The sequence below is a fragment of the Bradyrhizobium sp. BWA-3-5 genome (assembly GCF_032917985.1).
In the GTDB taxonomy this organism is placed as follows: domain Bacteria; phylum Pseudomonadota; class Alphaproteobacteria; order Rhizobiales; family Xanthobacteraceae; genus Bradyrhizobium.
Genome location: NZ_CP136626.1, coordinates 5,872,393 through 5,895,173 on the forward strand (window position 1 = coordinate 5,872,393; position 22,781 = coordinate 5,895,173).

Sequence of the window (22,781 nt, forward strand, 5' to 3'; positions counted from 1 at the left end):
AACGGAACGTTCTCAGAATCCGACGCAATTTTGCCGTACTTTAGCCCGCAATCAGACGGGTTTTCCGGGTCAGCTCCAAAAATCTGTGCATTTAGAAGAACTTATGGGACAGCGCTGAAGAGCGCTGTTAACGATGATTAAGAATGTATTAATCGCGGCCATTTCATTCGTATCGGTCAACCAATAGGATGTTCGCGGATGTGTGCGGACAAGCTGCGCCGATGGGTACGCTTGCATCGCAGGGGGTATGAATCCGGCTTCGAGCTTGCAGGGGGGCTTCTTGCAAGAACGGCTGGGCGCGTAGTTAAGACGCGTAGTTAAGAGGGCTCGGACTGACATGGCGAACAATCCGAAGAAGGTCAAGGATCCCACTGAAGTTGCGCTGTCCGCCATTCAGGAAGCGCTCAACATCAGCGACACCAGCGTCGATCCCAACCGAAATTCGATCGGCGGTGAAATCGCTCCGCCGAGCATGCCCTCCGCCGCGCCCGCCTTCCCCGAAACACCGTTCGACGCGCGTCCGAGCGCGGACCGTCCCGTGTTCGATTCGATCGAGGAGCCGCGCAGCCCCCGCCGCGCCGCCAATGACGACCGCGAAACCATCGGCCAGATTCTGCAGGCCATCCAGAAGAACCGCCCTGCCCGCAGCGTCTACACGCTCGCCAGCATCTTCGGCGGCGTCTGGATCGTCGGCTGTGCGCTATTGACCGCGGCGTTCCTGCCCTCGTTGCAGGCGGCGATCGGACAAAGCGGCGGCGTGCTGGTGCTGGCCGGCCTTGCGTCGCTGTTCTTCGCGCCCGTGCTGCTGTTCTATTTCCTCGCCAGCCTCGCCTGGCGCGGCCAGGAAATGCGGATGATCGCGCAGTCCATGGCGCAGGTCGCAATCCGCTTCTCCGAGCCCGAAGGCGCGGCGGCCGATTCCATGGTGACCGTTGGCCAGGCGATCCGCCGCGAAGTCGCCGCGATGGGGGACGGCGTCGAGCGCGCGATCGCGCGCGCTGGCGAGCTTGAAACACTGGTCGCCAACGAAGTCGCAGCGCTTGAGCGCGCCTATACCGACAATGAAGTGCGCATTCGCGCGCTGCTGCAGGACATCGCCCATCAGCGCGACAACCTGGTCGGCCAGGCCGAGCAGGTTCGCAGCGCCATTTCCGGCGTTCAGATCGACCTGCGCCACGACATCGCGCTGATCTCGGACGCGATCGCCTCGCGCGTCGACGAGGTCGCGAAAAGCATCACGGGCGCACTGGAAGAGCGCGGCCAGCACATCACGAGCGCGCTGAGCCATGCCGGCGACAACATGATCCTCGCGCTCGGCGAGCGCGGCGGCGACCTGCTCGACCGCCTCGAGGAAGCCAGCGCCGAGACGACGCGCGCCGTGCTCGACGCGTCCGAGCGGCTGACCACCAGCCTCAACTTCAAGACCGGCCACGTCCACGACGAGTTCGTCGATCTCGCCGACCGCGTCCACGAGATGCTGAACGAGCGCATCGACCGCATCACCAGCGAATTCGAGCAGCGCTCCTCGACTATCGTCGACGGCATCTCCGACCGCACCGAGCAGGTCCACGACTCCCTGAAGAATTCTTCGGATTCGCTCCTGCTCGAACTCGAGCTGCGCTCCGGCGACCTCGTCAACAAGATCGACGAAGCCGGCAACCGCCTCGCCAGCCGCATCCTCACCTCCGGCGACAAGGCGAGCGACGCGCTCGACGTGACCGTGAACACGCTGGTCGCCAAGGTGATCAGCCAGACCGAGAACGCGCACGACGGCCTGGCGCTGCAGATGAGCGCCTACGACGAGTTGGTGAAGAATCAGGGTGCGGAGCTTGCGGAAAAATTCGCCCGCGACAGCGGCACGCTCGGCGCGCTGATCACGCGCCACATCTCCGAGTTCGACCGCACCGTCAAGACGTTCGGCGGCGAGATCGTCGAGCGCATGGGCGCGCGGACGCAGGCGATCGCCGACAGTCTGAAGAACTATGTCGACACGTTCGATACCCGCCTGACCTCGAACAGCGGCGAGATCACCGCTTCCCTCGATCAGCGGCTGCTGCAGTTCGAAACCACCCTCGGCAACCGCGTCGACCATCTCGACGCCTCGCTCGACACCAAGATCAGATTGTTCGACGAAGCCGTCGACGGGCGCCTGAAATCGCTGGAGACGACCTTCGACACCCGTGCCAGATCCGTCACCGAGACCATCGACGGCCGCATCAGCACGCTGACGGGATCGCTGACCAACGGTGCGGCGCAGGCGATCCAGTCGATCGACCAGCGGCTTACCCTCCTCACCTCCTCGCTCACCGAGGGCACCGCGCAGGCGATTGCGGCGGTCGATCATCGCATTGCCAACGTCACCGAAACGCTCGACGGCCGCAGCGCCTATCTGACCGACACCATCCAGGCGCGGTTCCAGGAAATCCATCAGGGCATCGAGAGCCGCGTCGACGATATCGCCAGCAGCATCGAGACCAAGGTCGGCAATTTCGCCAGCGGCCTCGAAACCCGTGTCGGCGAGATTGCCAGCGGCATCGAGACCCGGGTCGGCGGGATCGCAAGCGAAATCGATACCCGTGTGGCGCAGTTCGAGGATCTGCTCGGTTCGCGCATCGAGGCGGTGGCGGGCCGCATCGAAAGCAGCGGCCGGCAGGCCAGCGAAGACCTGACGTCGCGCGCGGAAATGCTGTCCTCCAGCATCAAATCGCATGTCGAGGACGCCGAGCGTTCGCTGACCAATCTCGTCGTCAACACCAGCGAAACCATTCAGACCGGCGCGCGCACCGCGCAGCAGGCGCTGCTGACGGTTTCCTCCGATGTCGGCGCGCAGTTGAAACTGACGTCGGCCGAGGTCGAAGCCGCGCTTGTCGCGGTCGGAACCAGCGCGGCCAGCTCGATCCTGACCAGCAGCCGGGACGCCCAGACCACGCTGGTGGCGGCCTCCTCCGAGGCTGCCGAGCAGATCAAGTCCCTCGCCGCCGATGTCGAACGCACCCTTTCAGCGGCCGGCGACGCCACCGCCGCATCGGTGCTCGCCGGCGCACGCGAAGCGCAGACCACGCTGGTCACGGCGTCCGCCGACGCCGCGAGCCAGGTCAAGTCGCTCGCCTCCGATGTCGAGCGTTCGTTGTCGATCGCCGGCACCGCGACCGCCGAAGCCGTGACGGCCGGCGCCCGCGCCGCGCAGAGCACGCTGGTCGCGGCCTCCACCGAAGCCGCCGATCAGGTCAAGTCGCTCGCAGCCGACGTGCAGCGGTCGCTCTCGATGGCCGGCAATGCCACCGCCGAGGCAATCACGGCAGGCGCCCGCGAGGCCCAGAGCACCTTGATGCGCGTGTCGGCCGAAGCGTCGAACCAGGTCAAATCGCTCACCGCTGATGTCGAGCGTTCGCTGTCGATGGCCGGCAACGCCACCGCCGAGTCGATCACGACGGGGGCGCGCGAGGCGCAGAACACGTTGATCACAGCCTCGTCCGAAGCCGCCAACCACGTCAAGTCGCTGGCGATCGACGTCGAGCGCACGCTGACTGCGGTCGGCAACGAAACCGCGGCGACCCTCCTCACCACCGCGCGCGAAGCGCACAGCTCGCTCGCCACGACCTCGGCCGATGCCGCCAGCCAGATCAAGGCGATCGCCGCCGATATGGAGCGCTCGCTCGGCGTCGTCACCGCGACCACGACCGACACGATTCAGACCACCGCGCAGAACGCGCAGGGCGCGCTGGTCGCCGCAACTAACGAGGTCACCTCCAAGGTCAAGTCGACCACGGCCGATATCGAACGTTCGGTGCTCGCCGCCACCAGCAATTTCGGCTCGACGATGACGGGCAAGACCGACGAGATCGTCACCTATGTCCAGCAGCAGACCGACCGTCTGGCGCAGATCGTCGACAGCCGCCGCGGCTCGCTGGTCGAGGCGCTCGGCAGCAAGACCACCCAGCTGACGACCGATATCGACCGTGTCACCGCCGACGCCCTGAAATCAATCGAGAGCCGCGGCCAGGCGTTCTCGCAATCGATGGCGACGCACGGCTCGGAAGTCGCGCGCACGATCACCTCCGCGGGCGACCTCGCGACCGGCGCGGTGGCCAAGTCGCTGAAGGACCTTGAGCAGGCGTCGCGCTCGGCCATCGACCAGTCGCGCCAGGTCTCGATCGCCGCCGTCACCGAGATGCAGGAGACCAGCAAGATCCTGCGCACCGACACGGTGGCGCTGTTCGAGCGGCTGCGTGAAGGCAACATTCTGCTGCAGGAAGTGCTGACCGGCGCCCATGACAACCTCAACTCGCTGGAGCGCGCGCTGGTGACCCGCGTCGCCGACTTCGTCTCCGCCATGAACGACGTCACCGCCCGCAACGGCGTTGCCACGCAGACGCTGGAAGACCAGCTCAGCGTCTTCACAAACAAGACGTCGAAGGCGCTGGAAAATCTCGGCTCGCTGTCGAGCGAGTTCGAGAAGCACGGCAAGGCGCTGATCGACGCGGCCGGCGTGGTCGAACAGGCCAACCGCTCCACCACGGCGTCGGTCGCCGACCGCAAGTCGCAGCTTGAGTCGCTGGTGACCACCATCGACCTGCGCACCACCGACCTCGACCAGCGCCTGTCGCGCTTCACCGGGCTGCTCGACGAATCGCTCGCCGCGGCCGAAGAGCGCGCCCGCGACATCGCGCGCGTGGTCGCGGAAACCGCCGGCGCGGGATCGGCCGCGATCAGCCGCCAGTTCGAGGCGGTACGCACCGCGGCCGAGAACGAGCGGCAGCAGACGCTCGACGCCATGAACGATCTGTACCAGCAGAGCACCCAGGAAACGGATGCGATGTTCAAGCAGTCGACCGAAAAGTTCGGCGAGATGGTGCAGGCCATGAAGCAGATGGCGGCCGAGATGCACAACGAGCTCGAGGCGACGCGCAACGAGCTGCGCCGCGGCGTGCTCGAAATGCCGCAGGAGGCCGCCGACAACACCGCGCAGATGCGCAAGGTGATCGTCGACCAGATCGAGGCGCTCGCCGAGCTCAACCGGATCGTCGCCCATCACGGCCGCGGCCTCGATGTCGTGACCTCCAGCCGCGCCGCCGCGCAGCGTCAGGACGAGCCCGTGATGGCGGCCGCCAGCGCCCGCAACGAAGTGCGCATGCGCGACGTCGGCAGTGCGTCGACCCTGCCGCCGCCGGATCTCGGCATGCCGGCGCCGCGCCGCGCCGAAGCGCCGCCCGTCAGCCCGGTAAGCCAGGACGCCGGACGCGGCGACGGATGGCTGTCCGATCTGCTCCACCGCACCGACGCCGGTGCCGGACAGCCTCCCCGCGGCCGCGCCCCGCAGCCCCCGGTCAATCCGCTGGAGTCGCTGTCGCTCGACATCGGCCGTCTGATGGATCGCAACCTCGCCGCCGAGATGTGGGATCGCTACCAGCGCGGCGAGAGCAAGGCGTTCACCAAGCGCCTCTACACCCCGGCAGGCCAGAAGGCGTTCGACGAAGTCTCGCGCAAGTACCGCGCCGACCGCAGCTTCAAGCAGACGGTGGATCGCTACATCGCGGAGTTCGAACGGCTGCTCGACGAAGTCGCGCGCGAGGACCGCGGACCGCAGGCGCTGCGTGGCCACCTCACCTCCGAGACTGGCCTCGTCTATACCCTGCTCGCGCATGCGGCAGGGCGTCTGGGATAACGCCCCGGATCGATTGCAGAAATGGAAACGGAGGCAGCGAGCCTCCGTTTTTCTTTTCAGCGCGAAAGATGCGCTTGGGCAGCTAGTGAACCGCGCCTCCGTAGAACCACGGTATCCGCGGCATGATGCAGGCCCGAATTTGCCGGAATCCGATCTACAGCGCGCCAGGGAACACGTTTCGCATCTGTTAGCTTCATTGCTACCAAGAGTTTTTACGAGAGATTCTTGATTGAGCATTAGCTTCGCGTCCCGTGACGGGACGATATGGCATGAATTTGATCAGCAGGGCGTGGAGCTTGCTCGCCGTCGGCGAATGCACCACACCGCACGGCCGTACGCTGGTGAGCGAGCAGTTCCGCATCCTCACCAACCAGATCCCGATTCTCTATGCCGTAATCCTGCTTGACGCCATCAGCGTCGGCTTTGTTCTTCCCCCGTCCGTCGATCCCTGGCTGAGATTTGCGCTGCCTGGCATGCTTCTGACCGTCAGCGTCGTCAGAATGATCCAGTGGATCAGGATGCGCGGGGTCGAGCTCGCGCCGGAAGAGGCCTATCGGTTTCTGTCGCGGATGCGGATACTTTCCGCCGCGCTGCCCGCAGGGTTTCTGATCTGGATCCTGGCGCTGATCGAAGCCGTGGATCCCGCGCTGCGCGCGCCCATTGCGCTGCTGATCTTCATGGGCTGCATCGGCTCGGCCTATTGTCTTGGCATCTTCCCCGCCGCATCGCGCTTGTGTCTGTTCATTGCCGGGCTGCCGCTTGTGATGCGTCTGCTCGCATCCGGCGAGCCGCTTCTGGTTTGCATCGGCATCAATCTCGGCCTTCTGCTGGTGCTGTTCGTGCGGATGATCGATACGAACTTTGGCAATTTCGTCCGCCTGATCGAAACCCAGGCCAGAGTTGCCGAAGAGGCCGAGCGGGCCCGCGCCGCGCACACCTATCTGACAGAAGCGCTGGATGTCGTGCCGGAAGGCTTGGCGATCTTCGACAAGGACGATCGGCTGGTCCTCTGGAACCGGCAATACCCGAGGCTCTACGCATCCAATGCGACAGCCATCGTTCACGGCGCCCGCTTCGAAGATATTCTGCGCGCCGGCCTGAAGCATCAGCAATATGCCGACGCGGTCGGCCGTGAGGCGGAATGGTTCAGGGAGCGCATGGCGCGTCACACCATGCCGCAGAGCTCCCACGAGCAGCAATTGCCGGGCGACAAATGGGCCCGCATCGAGGAGCGCCGCACCGCTGACGGCGGCAGCATCGGAGTCCGCATTGACATCACTGACCTGAAACGCAGCGAAGCCTCATTCCGCCTGCTGTTCGAGGAAAACCCGCTGCCGATGTGGGTGGCCGATGCAGCGACACGGCGGCTCCTGGCGGTCAACGCCGCGATGTGCCGCCATTACGGTTATGCGCGCGAGGAACTGCTTTCGATGTCCGAGCGCGATCTCGATGCATACGGTAACTCCTTGGCGGCCCGGTCGCCGCAGGATCCCGTGATCCACAAGACGTCCCGCGGCGATCGAATCGAAGTCCTGATTGAATCGCGGCCGCTGCCTTATCAAGGCAGGGCGGGGCTTGTTTCGGTGGCCTTCGACGTCACTGAGCGCAACCGCGCCGAGCAGCAGGTCCGGTATCTGGCCTCGCACGATCTCTTGACCGATCTGCCCAACCGCGCCGCATTCGACACCCGCCTTGCAACGTTGATGCAGCATTCGGCCGAGGCCGGCGACAGCTTCGCCGTGCTTTGCATCGACCTGGATCGCTTCAAGGAAGTCAACGACCTGTTCGGGCATTCCACCGGCGATGCCGTGCTGCGGGAAGCAGGCCGGCGGCTGCGCCAGGCCGGCCAGGACGCTTACATCGCGCGCGTGGGCGGCGACGAGTTCATCGCCATCACCGAGCAGGTGCCGTTGCCCGGCACCGCGGAGCTGGTGGCCAGCCGCATACGCGAAGCCTTGAAGCACCCGATCGAAGTCGACGGCCGCGCGCTCGATATCGACCTCAGCATCGGCGTGGCGCTTTACCCCCGCGACGGCGACAATGCTGCCTCGCTCCTGGCCAACGCGGATGCGGCGCTCTATCGCGCCAAGAAGGAAGGCCGCGGCGTGACGCGCATCTTTACCCGCGCCATGGACCGGCAGTTGCGCGACCGCCGCGCCATGGAGCACGATCTGCGTTCGGCCGTCGAGAACAACGAACTGTCCCTGGAGTTTCAGCCGCAACGTCATCGCGACGGCAAGATATGCGGGTTCGAGGCGTTGGTGCGCTGGCAGCATCCCGAGCGCGGCCTGGTAACACCCGGAGAATTCATCCCGGTCGCCGAGAACAGCGGCGCGATCGCGAAAATCGACGAATGGGTTTTGATGGAAGCCTGCCGGCAGGCCGCATCGTGGGACGACGCCGTGCGCATAGCGGTGAACGTCTCCGCCGCCCAGTTTCGCCGTGAAAATCTCGAGCATCAGGTCTGCAGGGCGCTACGCGAGAGCGGCCTTTCGCCGTCGCGGCTCGAGCTGGAGATTACCGAAGGTGTCCTGATCGAGGACATCTCGCGCGCGAGCCAGACCTTGAAGTCCCTCAAATCGCTCGGCGTCATGATCGCGCTCGACGATTTCGGCACGGGCTACTCGTCCTTGTCCTATCTGCAGGCGTTCCCGCTCGACCGCATCAAGATCGACCGTTCCTTCGTCGCGGCGCTCGGCGCCAGCGCCCGCTCGCTGTCGATTGTGCGCGCCGTGATCGGGCTTGCCCACGGGCTCAACGTTCCGGTTCTTGCCGAGGGCGTCGAAACCAACGAGCAGCTCGCGATCTTGATGCGCGAGCGGTGCGACGACATGCAGGGCTATCTGATCGGACGTCCGCACAAGGCCGAGCTATATGCCGAGCACATGAAGGCCGACGGCGGCTCGCGGCTCAAGACGGCGATCTGACCATCCGATAGGCCCGGGCGCGGGGCGTGCGCTTCTACTTGCGCTTCTACTATTGCCGCTTCTGACCGCTCGGCGGCTTCGGCGGAGCCGACGCGTTCGCGCCCCTGGGCGGGGTCGCAGCGGTTGCCTCCACCGGCGGGGGGTTGTTGCTGCCGCCGAAGATCACGCGGCTCGGGTTGCGGTCAAAATTGTTCACGGCGCGGCTGATGTCGGACAGGGTACGGCGGCCATCGGCCATCAGCGCCCCAGACCGCTTGTCGAAATCCTCGGCCAGTTCGCGGATCGACTTGACCATGAGATTCAGCTCGCCGCCCGCAGCGCCGCCGGCGATCGTGTTCAGCCCGAGCATCAGGCTATCGGCCTTGCCCATCACGCCGTCGACCCTGAGCATCACGTTGTCGATCTTCTCGGAGTTGCGCGCCAGCGCTCCCGTGAAGGTCTCGAGATTGCGCAGCGAGTTCTTGACCGATTCCTGGTTCTCCGCGACCAGCCGGTTGACGTTCTGCAGCGTGGCGCGGATGGATTCCGTCACGTCCTGCAGCGCGCTCGGGTCGGCGGTCAGCATCGGCACGCCGTCCTCGTCGAGCGGCACGGCAGCCGCGTTTTCCTCGCCGCCCTTCAGCGAAATCGCCGCAACGCCGGTCAGGCCCTGGAATTCGAGGCCGACGAGCGTGTCCTTGCGGATCGGCGCGCTGTTCTCGACCATCGCCAGCGCGACCACCCGCCGTGGGTTGTCGAGCTTGACGGAGACAACCTCCCCTATCCTGATACCGTTGAAGTTGACGCTGCCGCCGTTGCGCAGGCCCGATGCCGGCCCTTCGAACACGATGCGGATCGGGCTGCGCAGCTTGGTGGCATGCAGACTCTGAAACCACAGCACAAAGCCGAACGCGGCGGCGATCACCGCCAGCGTGAAAGCCCCGATCAGGACGTAATTCGCCCGCGTTTCCATTAGTCAAAGTACTCCGAAACCTAGGCCCATTCCGGCATCGCCGACGGACCTGTCATTATCTCCTGTTTGAGCACGATCCGGTTCCGAAACCCGATCACACCTTTGCGGGTGATTGATTTTGAGCATGACCTCAGCGCAAACGCTTGCGTTTGTCGCGAGGGAAAACCGGTATCCACTTTTCCGGATCATGCTTTAGCCCATCACCGCGCGGGCGCGCTTGCCGTGAAAATATTGCTTCAGCCAGGGATGCTGCGAGGCCTGCATGTCCGCGATCGAACCTGCTGCAATGATCTTACCGTTTCCTAAAACCGCGATGCGGTCGCAGGCCGTATAAAGGCTGTCGAGATCATGGGTTACCATGAAAACCGTCAGGCCCAAAGTGCGCTGCAGGGTGCGCACCAGCTCGTCGAAATCCCCCGCGCCGATCGGATCCAGCCCCGAGGTCGGCTCGTCCAGAAACACCAGCTCGGGATCGAGTGCGAGCGCACGTGCCAGCGCGACGCGCTTGATCATGCCGCCCGAGAGCTCGGACGGATAGCGGTCCGCGACTTCGGGCCGCAGGCCGACCATGCCGAGCTTGGCCACCATGATTTCGTCGAGCAGCCGCTGCGAGACGTTGAGATATTCGCGCACCGGAAACTGGATGTTCTGCCGCACCGTGAGCGAGGAGAACAGCGCGCCCTGCTGGAACAGGATGCCCCAGCGACGTTCGACGCCGCGGCGCTCCGCGCTGCTTGCCGCATCGAGGTCGACGCCGAACACCTCAATTCGTCCGCTGAGTTTCGGCACCAGACCGATAATGGTGCGCGTCAGCACCGACTTGCCGGCGCCCGACGGGCCGACGAATCCCAGGATCTCGCCGCGCTTGACATCGAGGTTGAGCCCGTCGAGCACCCGCGTCTTGCCGAACTGCACGGTGATGTCGCGGACACGGATGATGGCGTCGGTGATCTCGCCTGCCATGGTCACATTCCGATCGAGGCGAAGAAGATCGCGAACACGCCGTCCATCACAATCACGAAGAAGATTCCCTTCACGACGGAGGATGTCGTGTGCTGCCCGAGCGACTCGGCGCTGCCCTGCACGGCGAGGCCCTCGACGCAGGCAACGATGCCGATGACAGCGGCCATCACTGGCGCCTTGACCAGGCCGACGACGAAATGATCGATCGAAATGGCGTCGCGCAGCCGCAGCAGGAAGGCTTCGGGCTCGACCCCGCCATAGAGCCAGGCCACCAGGCCGCCGCCATAGAGCGCGGCCATCGCGCCGAGAAACGCCAGAATTGGCAGGGCCAGCACAAGCGCCAGCATCCGCGGCAGGATCAGAACCTCGATCGGATCGAAACCCATGGTGCGCAGCGCGTCGATCTCCTCGCGCATCTTCATCGAGCCGAGCTCGGCGGTGTAGGCGGACCCGGAGCGGCCCGCCACCATGATCGCGACCAAGAGCACGCCGATCTCGCGCAGCACCAGCACGCCGAGCATATCGACCACGAAGATGTCGGCGCCGAATTTGCGGAAGTGGAAGATGCCCTGCTGCGAGATGATACAGCCGATCAGGAAGGTGATCAGCACCACGATCGGCACCGCGCGCCAGCACACTTGCTCCAGATGGTGGATGGTCGAGGTCAGGCGGAAGCGGCGCGGACGAATCAGAACGTGGCCGGTTGCGGCCAGCACCGCGCCCAGCATGTCGATCAGCCCGATCAAGGTGCCGCCGACACCGGCGACGGCGCGGCCGATTCCCTCCAGCATGCCTGTGATCGTCACCCGGTCGGTCTCAATGACCGGCTCGGCCTTCACCCGGCGCACCTCGTCGACCAGGCTGGAATAATTGGCCGACAGCCCGGCGATCTCAGTTTCGACGCCGCCTTGCGTCAGGCTGCGGCGCAGCCGCTCGATCAGCCAGGCGCCGAACGTATCGAGCTTCGACACCTGCGAGACGTCGATGAAGATGTCGGGCCGGGTGCCGCGGAGCCTTTCGGCGTCGGCCACCATGCGTTCCAGCACGGGGGCAAAGCGGGCCGTCCACGGGCCCGCCGCGCACAGCGCCAGCGCGTTGCCCCTGGCTATCCGCTCCAATGTCGGGTCGCCGTTCAAAATCCCACCCCTTGGCCGGTATGCCAAACCGTTCGGGTTCCCCGCCATACCGCCTTGTCGAATCCGTACCTAACCAGCCATAGTTGGTAGCTGCGGGCAAGCTTAGGTTCAGAAAATTTGCCAGATTTTAAAATGACTTCCAGCTCATCTCGAAAGCTTGCCGTCAGCATCGAACGCTGGCCGATCGCAGGCGCTTTCACGATCAGCCGTGGCGCCAAGACCGAGGCAGTCACCGTTGTCGCGACCGTCAGCCAGGGTGACCAGGCCGGGCGCGGCGAATGCGTGCCCTACCTGCGCTATGGCGAGACGGCAGAGGCCACGCTGGCCGCCCTCGAAGCGATGCAGAAACCGATTGCCCAAGGTTTGGACCGCACGGCCCTTCAGGCCGCGATGCCCGCAGGCGCCGCCCGCAACGCGCTGGACTGCGCGCTTCTCGACTTCGAGGCCAAGAGTTCCGGCCGGCGCGCCTGGAGCCTGCTTGGCCGGCCCGCACCGCGGCCCTGCACGACGGCGTTCACGATTTCGCTCGGCACGCCAGAAGTCATGGCCGCGGCAACCGCCAAGGCCGCGCACCGGCCGCTCCTGAAGATCAAGCTCGGCGGCGACGGCGACGACGAACGGATCGCGTCTGTCCGGAAAGCCGCTCCCGAATCCGAACTGATCGTGGACGCCAACGAGGCCTGGACGCCCGACAACCTCGAATTCAACCTCGCGGCCTGCGCGAATGCCGGGGTCAAGCTGGTCGAGCAGCCGCTGCCGGCCGGTAAAGACGAGGCGCTGGCGCATATCAAGCGCCCGATTGCCGTCTGCGCCGATGAAAGTGTGCACGACCGCGCCTCATTGGAGGGGCTTCGCGCGCGTTACGACGCCGTCAACATCAAGCTCGACAAGACCGGCGGGCTGACGGAAGCGCTCGCCATGGCGGATGCCGCGCAGGCACTCGGTTTCGAGATCATGATCGGCTGCATGGTGGCGACCTCGCTGGCGATGGCGCCGGCCATGCTGCTCGCGCAACACGCCCGCTTCGTCGATCTCGACGGCCCGCTGCTGCTGGCGCGCGACCGCGACGGCGGCCTGCGCTACGACGGCAGCCTGATCTATCCGCCGGAAGCCACCTTGTGGGGCTGATCCGAGAGCCGTTGCCGCGCCAGAAAGATGACGAGACCGCCGAGTCCGGCCATCGCCGCCATCACATAGTAGATGCCCTGTCCCCAGCTTCCATAGAGCGTGCCTGAGGCGACCGATGCGAGGCCGGCGACGATGCCGCCGCAGGCCGTCAGATAGCCCTGCCCGCGCGCCATCACATGACCGGGCACGTGATGCAGCATCAATCCCATGATGCCGACCTGTGTCAGCCCGAAGCTGAGCGCATGCGCGAGCTGGACGATGGCGAGAATGGCAAGCGGCAGGTCCTGCGCCATCAGCACCCAGCGCGCCGCGGCGCTTAAGGCCGCGATCACCACTAGGGTCGACGGCGGCAGGCTGAACCGGGGCGATGCCGCGAACAGCACGATCTCGGCAATCACGCCCAGCGCCCACAACCCCGCAATCGTCAGCCCGTCGAAGCCCGCCTGCTGCCAGGCGATCGACGCGAAAATGTAATAGGCGGCGTGACTTCCCTGGATCAGCGCAGATCCCACGATAATGGCGAGGAAGCCGCCGTCGCGCAGCAATGGGCCCGCGCCCCCGGTGACCGGACGGGCAGCCCCGGCATCGTCGAGCGGCTGCAGCGCCAGGCTGGCGACCGCCCCGAGCGCGGCCGAGCCGGCGATGATCCAGATCAGGTTTTTTGCGGCGATGAGGTCGAACAGCATGCCGCAGACCAGCGCGCCGAGCACGAAGGCGGCCGAGCCCCATAGCCGCAACGGGCCGTAATTGAGGCCGTAGCGCTTTACCCCGCGCAGGGCATAAGCGTCCGTGAGCGGCACGATCGGCGTCCACAGGCAGCAGGTCAGGCCGTAGATCAGGAACACCAGCAGCGGCAAATGCTGGGTGCCGAGCACGAAGAAGCCGAGCGCCGTGGCAAACGAGGTGACAATGATGGCGCCGCGCAGGGCCTGGCGGCGTTCCGCAAAGCCGGTCACCAGCGGAAGCGCCGTGAACCGGGTCACTGGGGGAACGGCCGTGATCAGACCTATCCAAAACGCATCGATCCCGACCGCCTTCAACCATACCGTGAAAAACGGCAGATGGGTGCCGGTCATGCCGAACAGCGTCGCGTAAAACAGCGCCACCCCGGTCGCGAAACGCCGGGGTGCATCTTGAGAAGCTGTGGGGAATTGTGATTCGCTCGGCATCAATTCAATTGCGATTCGGGCAATATCGTGTTGTTTCGTTATCGCAAGGCGCGCTGATTTGCGCGAAGAGTTTGACATGGCCGACGAAGCATTCGCCCTTTCGCCGATCTCAGCACGCGCCACGCTGCCGAGCGAGGAAGATTATGCTGCAATCGCCGAAGCTTTCATGGAAACTTCGCGCGGCCGCTGGTTCCTCACCGAATACGCCAAACGCAACCGCAATGCCGACACACGGATGGTGCTGGATGCGGTGGCGCGGATCGAGGAAAGCCTTTCCGCTCAGCGGGAGGAGACCCTGCAGCGGGAAGCAGCTCTGCAACGGGAAGAAGGCCTTTCGGCGCAGCAGGCGGCGGAAGCCATCATCGCGGCTGCGGCGGCGCAGGAGCGCCTGACCGAGGCGCTTGCCGCCATCCGCGGTGCGGTCGACGCCGCCGAGGAATCGGCGGTCGAGGCGATCGACAGCCTGGCGCTGGAACAGCGGTTGGCGCCGGTCCGCAAGGGCGCGCGCGTGCTGCGGGAAATCGCCTGGCGGCTGCGGGAAATCGGCAATGATGGGCGGATCTGCGACCTGATCGATTCGCAAGTCACCGTGATCGAACGTGGCACCGAGCAGTTTTCCTCCGAAGAGGCGCGGATAGCGCTCCGCGCCGCCTTTGCCGCCCTGCAGGGCCGGCTGGTGGAATTCGGCGACGACACGCCGCCCGCGATCGACCCCGACGCGATGCCCTTCCCGGCCATGCACGACATGCCGGCGGAGGCCGTTGAAGCCGTTTCAGAAGCTGCCAAGGCATCCTCCGCCCCAGCCGAGGCCGCGTTTGCTGCGGCGGAAGCGGTACAGACGGAAACGGAAACGCCGCCCGCCCCCGAGCTTTCCATTGAGCCTGCCGCAACCGAAAACGCCGCGGCTGTGGACGCCGCCGCCGAACAGGCCGTGGCCCAGCCGCTCGCTGCTCAAAATATCGAGGCGCAGGACGACGCCGTCCAGGACAACACTGTCCAAGACAACACTGCCGAGAACACCGCCGCGCAGGACGAGGCGGTGCTCGACATGATCGCGATGGAAATGAGCGCGCCCGATCCGATCAACGACATAGAGATCGCCGAAGCGGCAGCCGAGCAGGTCCGCTCGGAAGAGCCCGCGCCGGTCGCGCCGAAGATCGTTGCGGAAGCACCTGAACCGGTCGCTCCGCCGGTACCGCCAGCCGTTCAGCAGGTGGTGCAACCGCCGCCGATCGCCCCGCCGACGCCCACCCCGGCAATGGAAGTGTCGCTCGGCTCGACCCTCATTGCGAACGGCGTCGTGCGCAAGCCGGTCCTGGCGGCGAATGATCCGCTGGCGCCGATCCGGCGCATGAGCCAGGCCGAGAAGATCGCATTCTTTTCGTAAGGGACGCCGTTCCAGGGTTGCCGCGCTGTGGCTTTCAGAACGCGCCTGCAGCATTTGTTGCACCTGCGAATAGTTCGCTTTCGGGTTGCTTCGCCTCTCCGGCAAGACCAAGCTGGCACGATTGTCTTCGCAAGCGGAGATCTCCGTGAAAACCAAGCTCATCGTCAATCCGATGGCAAACAAGGGTAACTGCGGCAAACGCTGGCGACAGATACTGTCCGAACTCGAAAAGCATCTTGGCCCGGTCAGCAGCGCGGACGTTGCCATGACCCGCGCGCCCGGTCATGCGACCGCGCTGGCGCAGGAAGCCGTCAGTGCCGGCTACCAGCGCCTGGTCTCAGTCGGCGGCGACGGCACCTTCAGCGAGGTGATGAACGGGGTGATTTCGGACGACCGGCTGATCGCGCCCGACCTCGTACTGGCGCAACTGCCGGGCGGCACGTCGAACGAACTCTGCCGCTCGTTCGGCCAGCTCTCGCTCGGCGAGGCCAGCAAGGCGATCGCCATGGGTCATACGCGAAATGTCGACGTGTTCCGCGCCGACGCCAGGGGCTATGGCGGCGGACAGGTGACGCGCTACGGCTTCGTGCTCGCCATCGTCGGCGCCGCCGCGACGATTTCCTGGCGCGCGCAACGCGTGCCGCTCTTGAAGCGGCTTGGCCCGATCAGCTACGTGCTGATGACGGCGTTCACCTCGCTGACATACAACCCGCGCGCCTACCGCATCAGGATCGATGACGAGGCCGAACAGAGCCTGCAGATGTGGTCCCTGATGCTCTGCAGCTTCGACGGCGCCGGCGAAGGCCTGATGCTCGCGCCCGGCGCCGACCCCGCCGACCGCAAGCTCGACCTGATCATGGTCGGCGATCTCGGGCACTGGGAGGCGCTGACCCAGATCGTGCCCAGGCTCGGCGACGGCAGCTATCTGGCGCATCCAAAAGTCTCGCGCCGCCACGCCAGCCGGATCTCAATCGACAGCGACACCATGGTGCGCGCCGACGTCGACGGCGAGAGCATGGGTCAATTGCCGATGTCGGTGACGATGCTGCCGTTCCATCTGAAGGTCGCGGCGGTCAATCGGCCGTAGGGCGGCGTTTCAGTCGCACCTCACTTATATCTGCGGATGTACCACTAGTACCGGCACGCTCCCGTCGACCAGGACCTCCGACGTTTGACTCCCCAGTATTAGCTTCCTGAGCCCGCGTCGTCCGTGCGAGGCCATGACAATCAGGTCGCAGCCCCTGGACTTTGCTGTTTCGATAATCGCAGTGGCCGGGTGCGCGTTTGGAACGTGCACGAATTCCGCGGATATCCCAATCTCGTCCGCCATTGCCCGAGCTTCATCGAGCAGTTTGCCCGCCTGTTCCTTACAGGCTGCATCAAAGCGATCAAACTCTTCCTGGGAGGGCATCCATCCCGAGGCATGTCCGCTGCCATAGTAGCTCGGCAGCCGTTCCGTTACGGTGATAAGGGTCGCCTTCGCATTCAAGGCCTTTGCCAGCGCCATCCCATGCTTGACGCCTTGTATCGCGACATCCGACCCATCCGTGCTCAAGAGAATGTTGGCGTACATTTGAGGGCTCCCGTGTTCGTCGAACATTTCCCGCCCTGCAACATTCACTGGCAAACCAACACCGGAGTTTTCGCCTGCGTCAGTACCTTGTTTGTCACACTGCCGATCAGGAGCATGGCGAGTCCGCTGCGGCCATGCGATGACATGACGATGAGATCGCAGCCGTTGTCCGCGGCTGCCGCGATGATGGCTTGATGGGGTTGCTCGCTCTCCGCCTGAATCGTCTCGCAGGGAACACCGGCGTTCTTGGCCGCGTTTGCCGCGTGCTCCAACACGCTTGCGGCCTGCTCCTTGCGCAGCGCAGCATAGGTTGCGACGGCCTCAAGCATCCGTCCTGTCAGTTCTGAAAACGGCTCCACAACGAAGATGACGGATACCTTGGCGCCCAAGCGATTTCGCCAGCGCCAACCCGTGCGTCACCCCACGCTCCGCCAGCTCGGACCCATCTGTCGGAATGAGAATATGCCGGTACATGCTTCAGCTCCCGTCATGAGTCCGCGCCCCTAGTTCGGCTTGCGGCCGGAAACCATGTTTTTGTAAATCTTCCCATCCTTCATGATGACGAGGAAATTCTTGGCCGGATCCTCGATCAGCTTGATGTTCTCGATCGGATTGCCGTCGACCAGCACGAGGTCGGCGAGCGCGCCCTCTTCGATCACGCCGAGCTTGCCCGGATAGGGATTGCGCTTGCCGGACAGCGCCAGCAACTCGGCGTTCGTTCCGGTCGCCATGGCGAGGGCTTCGGCAGGCGTGTACCAGCGGCTAAGCGAGGCCAGAATGGCGCCCTGACGCCGGGCCAGCGCCGCGGAGAACAGGACATCGGTGCCCCACGCCGTCTTGAGCTTGTACTTCTTGGCAAACTCGTACGTCCTGCCGATGCCCGGCCAGACCTCATCCGCCTTGGCCCGTTGAACCGAGCCCTCGGCAAGGCCTGTCCTCATCTCTTCGGGCAGCGGCTGCAGGCTCAGCCAGACGCCCTTCTCGGCGATCAAGTTGGCGGTTGCTTCGTCCATCAGGAAGCCGTGCTCGATGCACTTCACGCCGGCGGCAATCGCCAGCTGGATCGCAGCCGGCGTAAAGGCATGCGCCACGACATAGGTGCCCCAATTCTCGGCCGCTTCCACCGCAGCCCGCATTTCGGGTCCGGTGAAGGTGACGACGTCGATCGGACTGAAGGGCGATGACACGCCGCCGCCCGCGGTCAACTTGACCTGGGACGCGCCCTGCATGAGCTGCTCGCGCACCCGCACGCGCACCTCATCGGGACTATCGGCAACCATGGCGCCGCCGACCTGCTCCATGCGGGTGAGCATGCCGCCGATCGTCCGCGGCAGATCGGAAAGCTGCCGGAAGTCGCCATGGCCGCTGGTGACAGTGATCATGGCGCCGGACGGGTAGATGCGCGGGCCGGCGACGATGCCCTCATCGATGGCCTGCTTGAGGCCGAAGGCCGGCCCGCCGACGTCGCGAACCGTGGTAAAGCCGCGCATCAGGGTATCGGTCGCTTCTGCGGCCGCGAGAAGATTGTTGTAGCCGACGTCTCCAGCGATGGCGACCGCCGGCGTCGGACGGATCAACATCGCATGCCAATGCGCGTCGATCAGGCCGGGCATCAGCACGCGTCCGCCGCCGTCAATCGTGATTGTTTCCCCGGCGTCGCTCGTCGGCGGTGCAGGCGAGATCTTCTCGATCTTGTTGCCCTTGACCAGGACATTGGATGGCGCGGGAAGCGCAGCGCTCTTGCCATCGAAGATGCGGACATTCTGAAACAGGACGGCCGCACCTTGCTGCGCTTGTGCCGAGGGTAGAGCCGTCACGAGGCTCAACGTGATTGCTACCGCCGCGATGCTGACGCCTCTGCGCCGTTCTCTTTGGGGCACGAGCCTACCCTCCGCGTCATGCGCCGGCCGGCACAAGACTAAGTGCTGCTGACCGCCACGGCTGGCCTCCACGCATAAGCCAGCCATCCGACGCCGTGCGATATCAGGTCGACACCGAGCAGGAATCCAAGGACCCATAGCCCCGTCGTTGGCCATCCCGTCAGGATGACGATGCCGGCCAGCACGCCGAACACGCCTGACAGCAGCATGATCCAGCCCGCCTCCCGCCAATGGGTGATGCCGAGCAGGATGCGAACGAAGCCGGAAACCGCGAGCACCAGGCCGAGGACATAGGTGAGGATCAGCGCGCTGACGACCGGCTGGCTGATCAGCACAATGCCAAACGCGATATACAATATGCCGAGCAGCACCTGCCACACGAAGCCGCCCCATCCCTTGGTCCAGAACGCGTGGATGATCTCGAACGCGCCGGTGATGATCGCGACCCAGCCGATGAAGATCGTGCTGATGAGCGTCATCACCATGATGTCGCCGAGCACCAGGATTCCCGCCGCGATCATCACGAGCCCAAGCAGAATACAGACCCAGAACGGCGGCGAACGCAAGCTTCCGACCCCCATTCGCGAACCGCCGTCATATGTCGTCATGTCATTCTCCTCGCTTCAGGTCTCACCGGCGTCGAACTCCGTCACACCCATCGCCATCCGCACCGGCGGCGGCCGCGCTCCCGCCAGCAAACCCAGCGGCGGCGCCGACGACGATGCCGGTGATGCGGGGGTCGATGAGGAGGACGTCCGGGAGGTCTTCCAGGAGGACGCCCAGAAGGTCGCCCCGGCGGTCGGCTGCGATCGATGTCGGCTTGCGCTTCATGCGTGAAATCTCCGAGGTTCTTTCCGGGATCTTTTTGCATCGCCAGCGGCGTCGCCTCGGCTACGTCCGGTACCAGGCTTGCGCCCACGCCGGCGGCAACGACACCACCCACCAAAGTCCAGAGCGCAGTGCGACGATCGATTGCATGCATTGTTGTTCTCCTTCTGGGGACGTCTTCCTCGCGTGCTCGTATTCAATCAGCCCTATCCCGCAGTCGGCTGCCGGGTGTATCGTTCGGGATCTCGCCAGGCAGATAGTTCGGCAGGCGCCCCGCCGGGAAGATCGCCAGCAGCGCAAGCCCGGCCATGATCAGGAGCCCGATCTTCAGTGCGCGCAGCCGCGCATCGGTATTCACGCGCACGGCTTCCTCGACCTGCTGCGGCGTGGCCGTCGTGCCTTCCATCACGCTGCGCAGCCGGTCGTTGCTGACGAAATTGATGCTGTCGAGATCGACCTGGCTCTGGATCTCCTTCGGCAGCACGGGATTGGCGGCGATCTGGCCCAGCACGATCGTGCTCAGCAGGCCGACCAGCAGCGCGCCGGCCACCGCCGTTCCGACCGCGCTGGCCAGATTTTGCGTGGTGCCGCGTAGCGAGCCGACGTCACCTGCCAATTCCTTCGGCGAAGCCGTTACCAGCACGTTGAACAGCAAGGTCACCAGCGCCCCCTGCCCGATGCCGAACAGGATGAGGCCAAACAGCACCGGGACTTCGCTCCAGTCATTGCGCACGACGAAGGCGAGCCACACCAGGCCGGCGGTGCAGAGCATGAAGCCGTAGCGGCCGATCTGCCGCGGCGTCATCCGGTCGTAGAGATTGACGACCAGCATCGCCGTGAAGAATACCGTGAGGTTGAACGGCATCATCGCAATCGCTGTCGCCAACGGCGTCCGCCCTTGCACGATCTGGATGTAAAGCGGCACCGAGAAATTCAGCGCGGCTTCCAGCGCGACCACCGCAAACAATGCGTAGACCGCGCAGCGCTCCTCCGGTGAATCGATGACCTCGAGCGCCAGTAGCGGCGTCTTTCCTGCCGCCTGACGACGGTGCGTCCACATCAGGAAGGCCTGCCCGAGCACGACGCCGAGCACGATGAGCACAGGCGCCGGCGAAAGGCCCAGAAGATCGAACGGCGCGTTGGGGCCAGCCAGTGCGAGGCCCCAGCGATTCAAATTGTTGAAGCCGAAGCTGATCAGAACGATCGCCGACGCGGCCAGCACCACGCCGACGCCATCGATCTGCACGTCCGGGCGGCCATAGTCGCGCTTGAGACGGAAGCTCAAGAGGAAAACGATAGCCGAAACCGCAATCAAAATCCCGAACGCCGGCCGCCAGCCGATATAGGTGCCGAGCACGCCGCCGATGATGAACGCCAGCACGCCGGCGCCGGCGCGCGCCGAGCCGAGCGCACCGACCGCTGTCGCCTGCTGCCGCCCGGTATAGTTCTCGGCGATCAGCGCCACCAGCGAGGGCACGATCACCGCACCCGCCGCGCCGCAAAGCGCCTGCGCCGTGATCATCAGCGTTGCCGTCGGGCTGAACGTCATCAATATCTGCGAGGCGCAGAACAGCAGCACGGCGAAGCGGAACACCTGCAACGCGCCGAAGCGCTGCGCGAGCTTGGCGCCGAGCATGACGAAGCCGGCCACCAGCATCGAATAGGCCACGATGCCGGTAGCGACCGTGGTCGGCGGAACGCCAAAGCTCTTGACCATCCCGCCGAGCGCAACCGGGAGCGAGGCGACGTTGAAGGACATGATCATCTGGCCGAGCGCGATGGCGATCATTGGCACCCATGATTCGCGCGCGCCCTCCCGGATCGCTCCGATCGATATCGAATGCGTCGCCATGGCGTCCTCCCTAATTGCTCGGCTTCGGATTGCCCGGCCGCCATCGCCGACAATCCAGTCCCGCTTCAATTTTCCGGCTGCGAGACGAATAGATCCATTCCGAGCCGCTGTGACAGGAACTTTGCCGCGAGCTGCCCCTTCACGCTGTTGCCGGCGGCATCGAGCGGCGGCGCGAAGGTGCCGAAACCGCCCTTGCCCGGGGATACCGCGACGATGCCGCCGCCGATGCCGCTCTTGCCGGGCAGGCCGATGTCGTAGAGCCAGTCGCCGGATGTCTCATAAAGTCCCGCTGTGATCATCACCGTCAGCGCATAGTGGCAGACCGCCGCATCGACGACGCGCTGCTTCGTCACCGGATTCACGCCGCCATCCGCCAGCGTCGCGCCCATCACAGCCAGATCCCTCGCGCTGACATTGAGCGAGCATTGCCGGGTGTAAAGATCGGTCGCCTGATTGGGGTCGCAGTAGATTCGATCGTAGCTTTGCAGCAGCCGTGCGATGCTGCGGTTGCGATAATTGGTCTGCGACGCCGAGGCATAAACCTCCTCGTTGAGCGCAAGCTTGCGGCCGGCAAAGCGCGACAGCCCGTCGTGGATGAACTGCCATTGGCCGTCTGCCGTCAGCCCCGGCATGAGGCTCGTGGTCGCGATTGCGCCCGCGTTCACCATCGGGTTGGTGCGTCCCTCGCCATGCTCGATGGCGGCGAGCGAATTGAACGGCAAGCCGGTGGCGTTCGCGCCCAACCGTGCGCGCGCCTCTTCCGGGCCGATCGTTTCGCAAACCAGCGCGAACACGAACGGCTTCGACACGCTCATGATCGAGAATTTGTATTCGGTGTCGCCGGCCTCGTAGAGGCGTCCGCTGGTGCCGACCACGCAGACGCCGAACAGCTCCCTCGGAACCCTGGCCAGCGCCGGATAAACCTGCGAATTATGTCCCTCGCCGTTCGACTTGAAACGCGTGTGGGCGTCGGACACCAGCTTCTGAACCATCTCCGGCTCGGGCAGGTGCCCCGTCGAAATGTAAGGTCGTTCCGCTTGCTCTTCGATTGAAGGAAAGTCCATTGGACTCCTCCATCCGGCTTGATCAATCCCGTTCGGGGAGGATCGAGCTGTTCGGCAACAGAAGTCGCACGCTGAAGACGACCGCGATCGATCGCTCAGCCTTTTCTGACCTGCAGGCGGAAGATAGGCCCGAAAGCTGTATGGAGTCAACAACACAACCGGAAAGTCGGTTTGCGTTGGGTGTGTTCGGCTACAACACTTTGTGACAAATGGCGGGAGCGCGCGCAGGATGCGTCGATAAAGCGTCGCGAATTCGA

Annotated in this window: 18 protein-coding genes; 6 read left to right on the plus strand and 12 right to left on the minus strand. The window is 64.8% G+C overall.

Going from position 1 to position 22,781, the window contains the following annotated elements:
* The first annotated feature begins 337 nt into the window (after window positions 1–337).
* Both RX331_RS28385 and RX331_RS28390 read left to right on the plus strand, forming a co-directional pair.
* Window positions 338–5,665 carry a negative regulator of septation ring formation gene (locus RX331_RS28385; RefSeq protein WP_317252900.1) on the plus strand — a complete coding sequence of 1,776 codons (5,328 nt, stop codon included), beginning with the start codon at window positions 338–340 and terminating at the stop codon, window positions 5,663–5,665.
* 269 nt (window positions 5,666–5,934) lie between these two features.
* Window positions 5,935–8,592 carry a putative bifunctional diguanylate cyclase/phosphodiesterase gene (locus RX331_RS28390; RefSeq protein ID WP_317252901.1) on the plus strand — a complete coding sequence of 886 codons (2,658 nt, stop codon included), beginning with the start codon at window positions 5,935–5,937 and terminating at the stop codon, window positions 8,590–8,592.
* A 49-nt stretch (window positions 8,593–8,641) separates the two neighbouring features.
* Here RX331_RS28390 and RX331_RS28395 read toward each other — a convergent pair whose 3' ends face one another.
* The 3 genes from RX331_RS28395 to RX331_RS28405 form a co-directional block, all read right to left on the minus strand.
* Window positions 8,642–9,544, minus strand: coding sequence for an MlaD family protein (locus RX331_RS28395; RefSeq protein WP_317252902.1), 903 nt, complete (start codon window positions 9,542–9,544; stop codon window positions 8,642–8,644).
* A gap of 192 nt (window positions 9,545–9,736) precedes the next feature.
* Window positions 9,737–10,507, minus strand: a complete 771-nt coding sequence (locus RX331_RS28400) for an ABC transporter ATP-binding protein (RefSeq protein ID WP_317252903.1) — start codon at window positions 10,505–10,507, stop codon at window positions 9,737–9,739.
* A gap of 2 nt (window positions 10,508–10,509) precedes the next feature.
* Window positions 10,510–11,643: an ABC transporter permease gene (locus RX331_RS28405; RefSeq protein WP_317252904.1), complete on the minus strand. Its 1,134-nt coding sequence runs from the start codon at window positions 11,641–11,643 to the stop codon at window positions 10,510–10,512.
* A gap of 132 nt (window positions 11,644–11,775) precedes the next feature.
* Between RX331_RS28405 and dgcA the strand changes: the two genes are divergently transcribed.
* Window positions 11,776–12,771, plus strand: coding sequence for an N-acetyl-D-Glu racemase DgcA (dgcA, locus tag RX331_RS28410; protein ID WP_317252905.1), 996 nt, complete (start codon window positions 11,776–11,778; stop codon window positions 12,769–12,771).
* Here dgcA and RX331_RS28415 read toward each other — a convergent pair.
* Window positions 12,741–13,940, minus strand: coding sequence for an MFS transporter (locus RX331_RS28415; protein ID WP_317252906.1), 1,200 nt, complete (start codon window positions 13,938–13,940; stop codon window positions 12,741–12,743). The genes dgcA and RX331_RS28415 overlap by 31 nt on opposite strands.
* A 235-nt stretch (window positions 13,941–14,175) precedes the next feature.
* Between RX331_RS28415 and RX331_RS28420 the strand changes: the two genes are divergently transcribed.
* Together RX331_RS28420 and RX331_RS28425 are read left to right on the plus strand one after the other, a co-directional pair.
* Window positions 14,176–15,327, plus strand: a complete 1,152-nt coding sequence (locus tag RX331_RS28420) for a hypothetical protein (RefSeq protein WP_317252907.1) — start codon at window positions 14,176–14,178, stop codon at window positions 15,325–15,327.
* Between the two features lie 145 nt (window positions 15,328–15,472).
* Window positions 15,473–16,414, plus strand: coding sequence for a diacylglycerol/lipid kinase family protein (locus RX331_RS28425; protein ID WP_317252908.1), 942 nt, complete (start codon window positions 15,473–15,475; stop codon window positions 16,412–16,414).
* A gap of 24 nt (window positions 16,415–16,438) precedes the next feature.
* Here the strand turns inward: RX331_RS28425 and RX331_RS28430 are convergent, their stop codons facing one another.
* The 8 genes from RX331_RS28430 to glsA form a co-directional block, all read right to left on the minus strand.
* Window positions 16,439–16,900, minus strand: a complete 462-nt coding sequence (locus tag RX331_RS28430) for a universal stress protein (RefSeq protein ID WP_317252909.1) — start codon at window positions 16,898–16,900, stop codon at window positions 16,439–16,441.
* 44 nt (window positions 16,901–16,944) lie between these two features.
* Entirely contained in the window at window positions 16,945–17,289 is a 345-nt protein-coding gene (locus RX331_RS28435) for a universal stress protein (protein ID WP_317252910.1), read from the minus strand.
* The gene (locus RX331_RS39090) at window positions 17,222–17,374 is read right to left on the minus strand and encodes a universal stress protein (protein WP_410708024.1); all 153 of its coding nucleotides are present in this window, start codon (window positions 17,372–17,374) and stop codon (window positions 17,222–17,224) included. Before RX331_RS39090 ends, RX331_RS28435 begins: the two co-directional genes overlap by 68 nt.
* A 29-nt stretch (window positions 17,375–17,403) precedes the next feature.
* Complete coding sequence (locus RX331_RS28440) at window positions 17,404–18,780, minus strand: amidohydrolase family protein (RefSeq protein ID WP_317252911.1); 1,377 nt, start codon at window positions 18,778–18,780, stop codon at window positions 17,404–17,406.
* Window positions 18,781–18,818: 38 nt separating this feature from the next.
* Window positions 18,819–19,388 (minus strand): HdeD family acid-resistance protein, encoded by a 570-nt coding sequence (locus RX331_RS28445; protein ID WP_317252912.1) that lies wholly within the window; start codon window positions 19,386–19,388, stop codon window positions 18,819–18,821.
* A gap of 22 nt (window positions 19,389–19,410) precedes the next feature.
* Window positions 19,411–19,611: a hypothetical protein gene (locus RX331_RS28450; RefSeq protein WP_317252913.1), complete on the minus strand. Its 201-nt coding sequence runs from the start codon at window positions 19,609–19,611 to the stop codon at window positions 19,411–19,413.
* Between the two features lie 193 nt (window positions 19,612–19,804).
* Complete coding sequence (locus RX331_RS28455; protein WP_317252914.1) at window positions 19,805–21,460, minus strand: MFS transporter; 1,656 nt, start codon at window positions 21,458–21,460, stop codon at window positions 19,805–19,807.
* 65 nt (window positions 21,461–21,525) lie between these two features.
* On the minus strand, window positions 21,526–22,524 hold the full coding sequence (gene glsA, locus RX331_RS28460; RefSeq protein ID WP_317252915.1) for a glutaminase A: 999 nt from the start codon (window positions 22,522–22,524) through the stop codon (window positions 21,526–21,528).
* Between glsA and RX331_RS28465 the strand changes: the two genes are divergently transcribed.
* On the plus strand, window positions 22,524–22,730 hold the full coding sequence (locus tag RX331_RS28465) for a hypothetical protein (protein WP_317252916.1): 207 nt from the start codon (window positions 22,524–22,526) through the stop codon (window positions 22,728–22,730). The genes glsA and RX331_RS28465 overlap by 1 nt on opposite strands.
* Window positions 22,731–22,781 lie beyond the last annotated feature (51 nt).

Coding starts and splice junctions, on each gene's coding strand:
- RX331_RS28450 (WP_317252913.1), bottom strand. CDS start 19,611: ATGAAGCGCAAGCCGACATCGATCGCAGCCGACCGCCGGGGCGACCTT.
- RX331_RS39090 (WP_410708024.1), bottom strand. CDS start 17,374: ATGTACCGGCATATTCTCATTCCGACAGATGGGTCCGAGCTGGCGGAG.
- RX331_RS28385 (WP_317252900.1), top strand. CDS start 338: ATGGCGAACAATCCGAAGAAGGTCAAGGATCCCACTGAAGTTGCGCTG.
- RX331_RS28420 (WP_317252907.1), top strand. CDS start 14,176: ATGGTGCTGGATGCGGTGGCGCGGATCGAGGAAAGCCTTTCCGCTCAG.
- RX331_RS28395 (WP_317252902.1), bottom strand. CDS start 9,544: ATGGAAACGCGGGCGAATTACGTCCTGATCGGGGCTTTCACGCTGGCG.
- RX331_RS28445 (WP_317252912.1), bottom strand. CDS start 19,388: ATGACGACATATGACGGCGGTTCGCGAATGGGGGTCGGAAGCTTGCGT.
- glsA (WP_317252915.1), bottom strand. CDS start 22,524: ATGGACTTTCCTTCAATCGAAGAGCAAGCGGAACGACCTTACATTTCG.
- RX331_RS28455 (WP_317252914.1), bottom strand. CDS start 21,460: ATGGCGACGCATTCGATATCGATCGGAGCGATCCGGGAGGGCGCGCGC.
- dgcA (WP_317252905.1), top strand. CDS start 11,776: ATGACTTCCAGCTCATCTCGAAAGCTTGCCGTCAGCATCGAACGCTGG.
- RX331_RS28400 (WP_317252903.1), bottom strand. CDS start 10,507: ATGGCAGGCGAGATCACCGACGCCATCATCCGTGTCCGCGACATCACC.
- RX331_RS28390 (WP_317252901.1), top strand. CDS start 5,935: ATGAATTTGATCAGCAGGGCGTGGAGCTTGCTCGCCGTCGGCGAATGC.
- RX331_RS28415 (WP_317252906.1), bottom strand. CDS start 13,940: ATGCCGAGCGAATCACAATTCCCCACAGCTTCTCAAGATGCACCCCGG.
- RX331_RS28430 (WP_317252909.1), bottom strand. CDS start 16,900: ATGTACGCCAACATTCTCTTGAGCACGGATGGGTCGGATGTCGCGATA.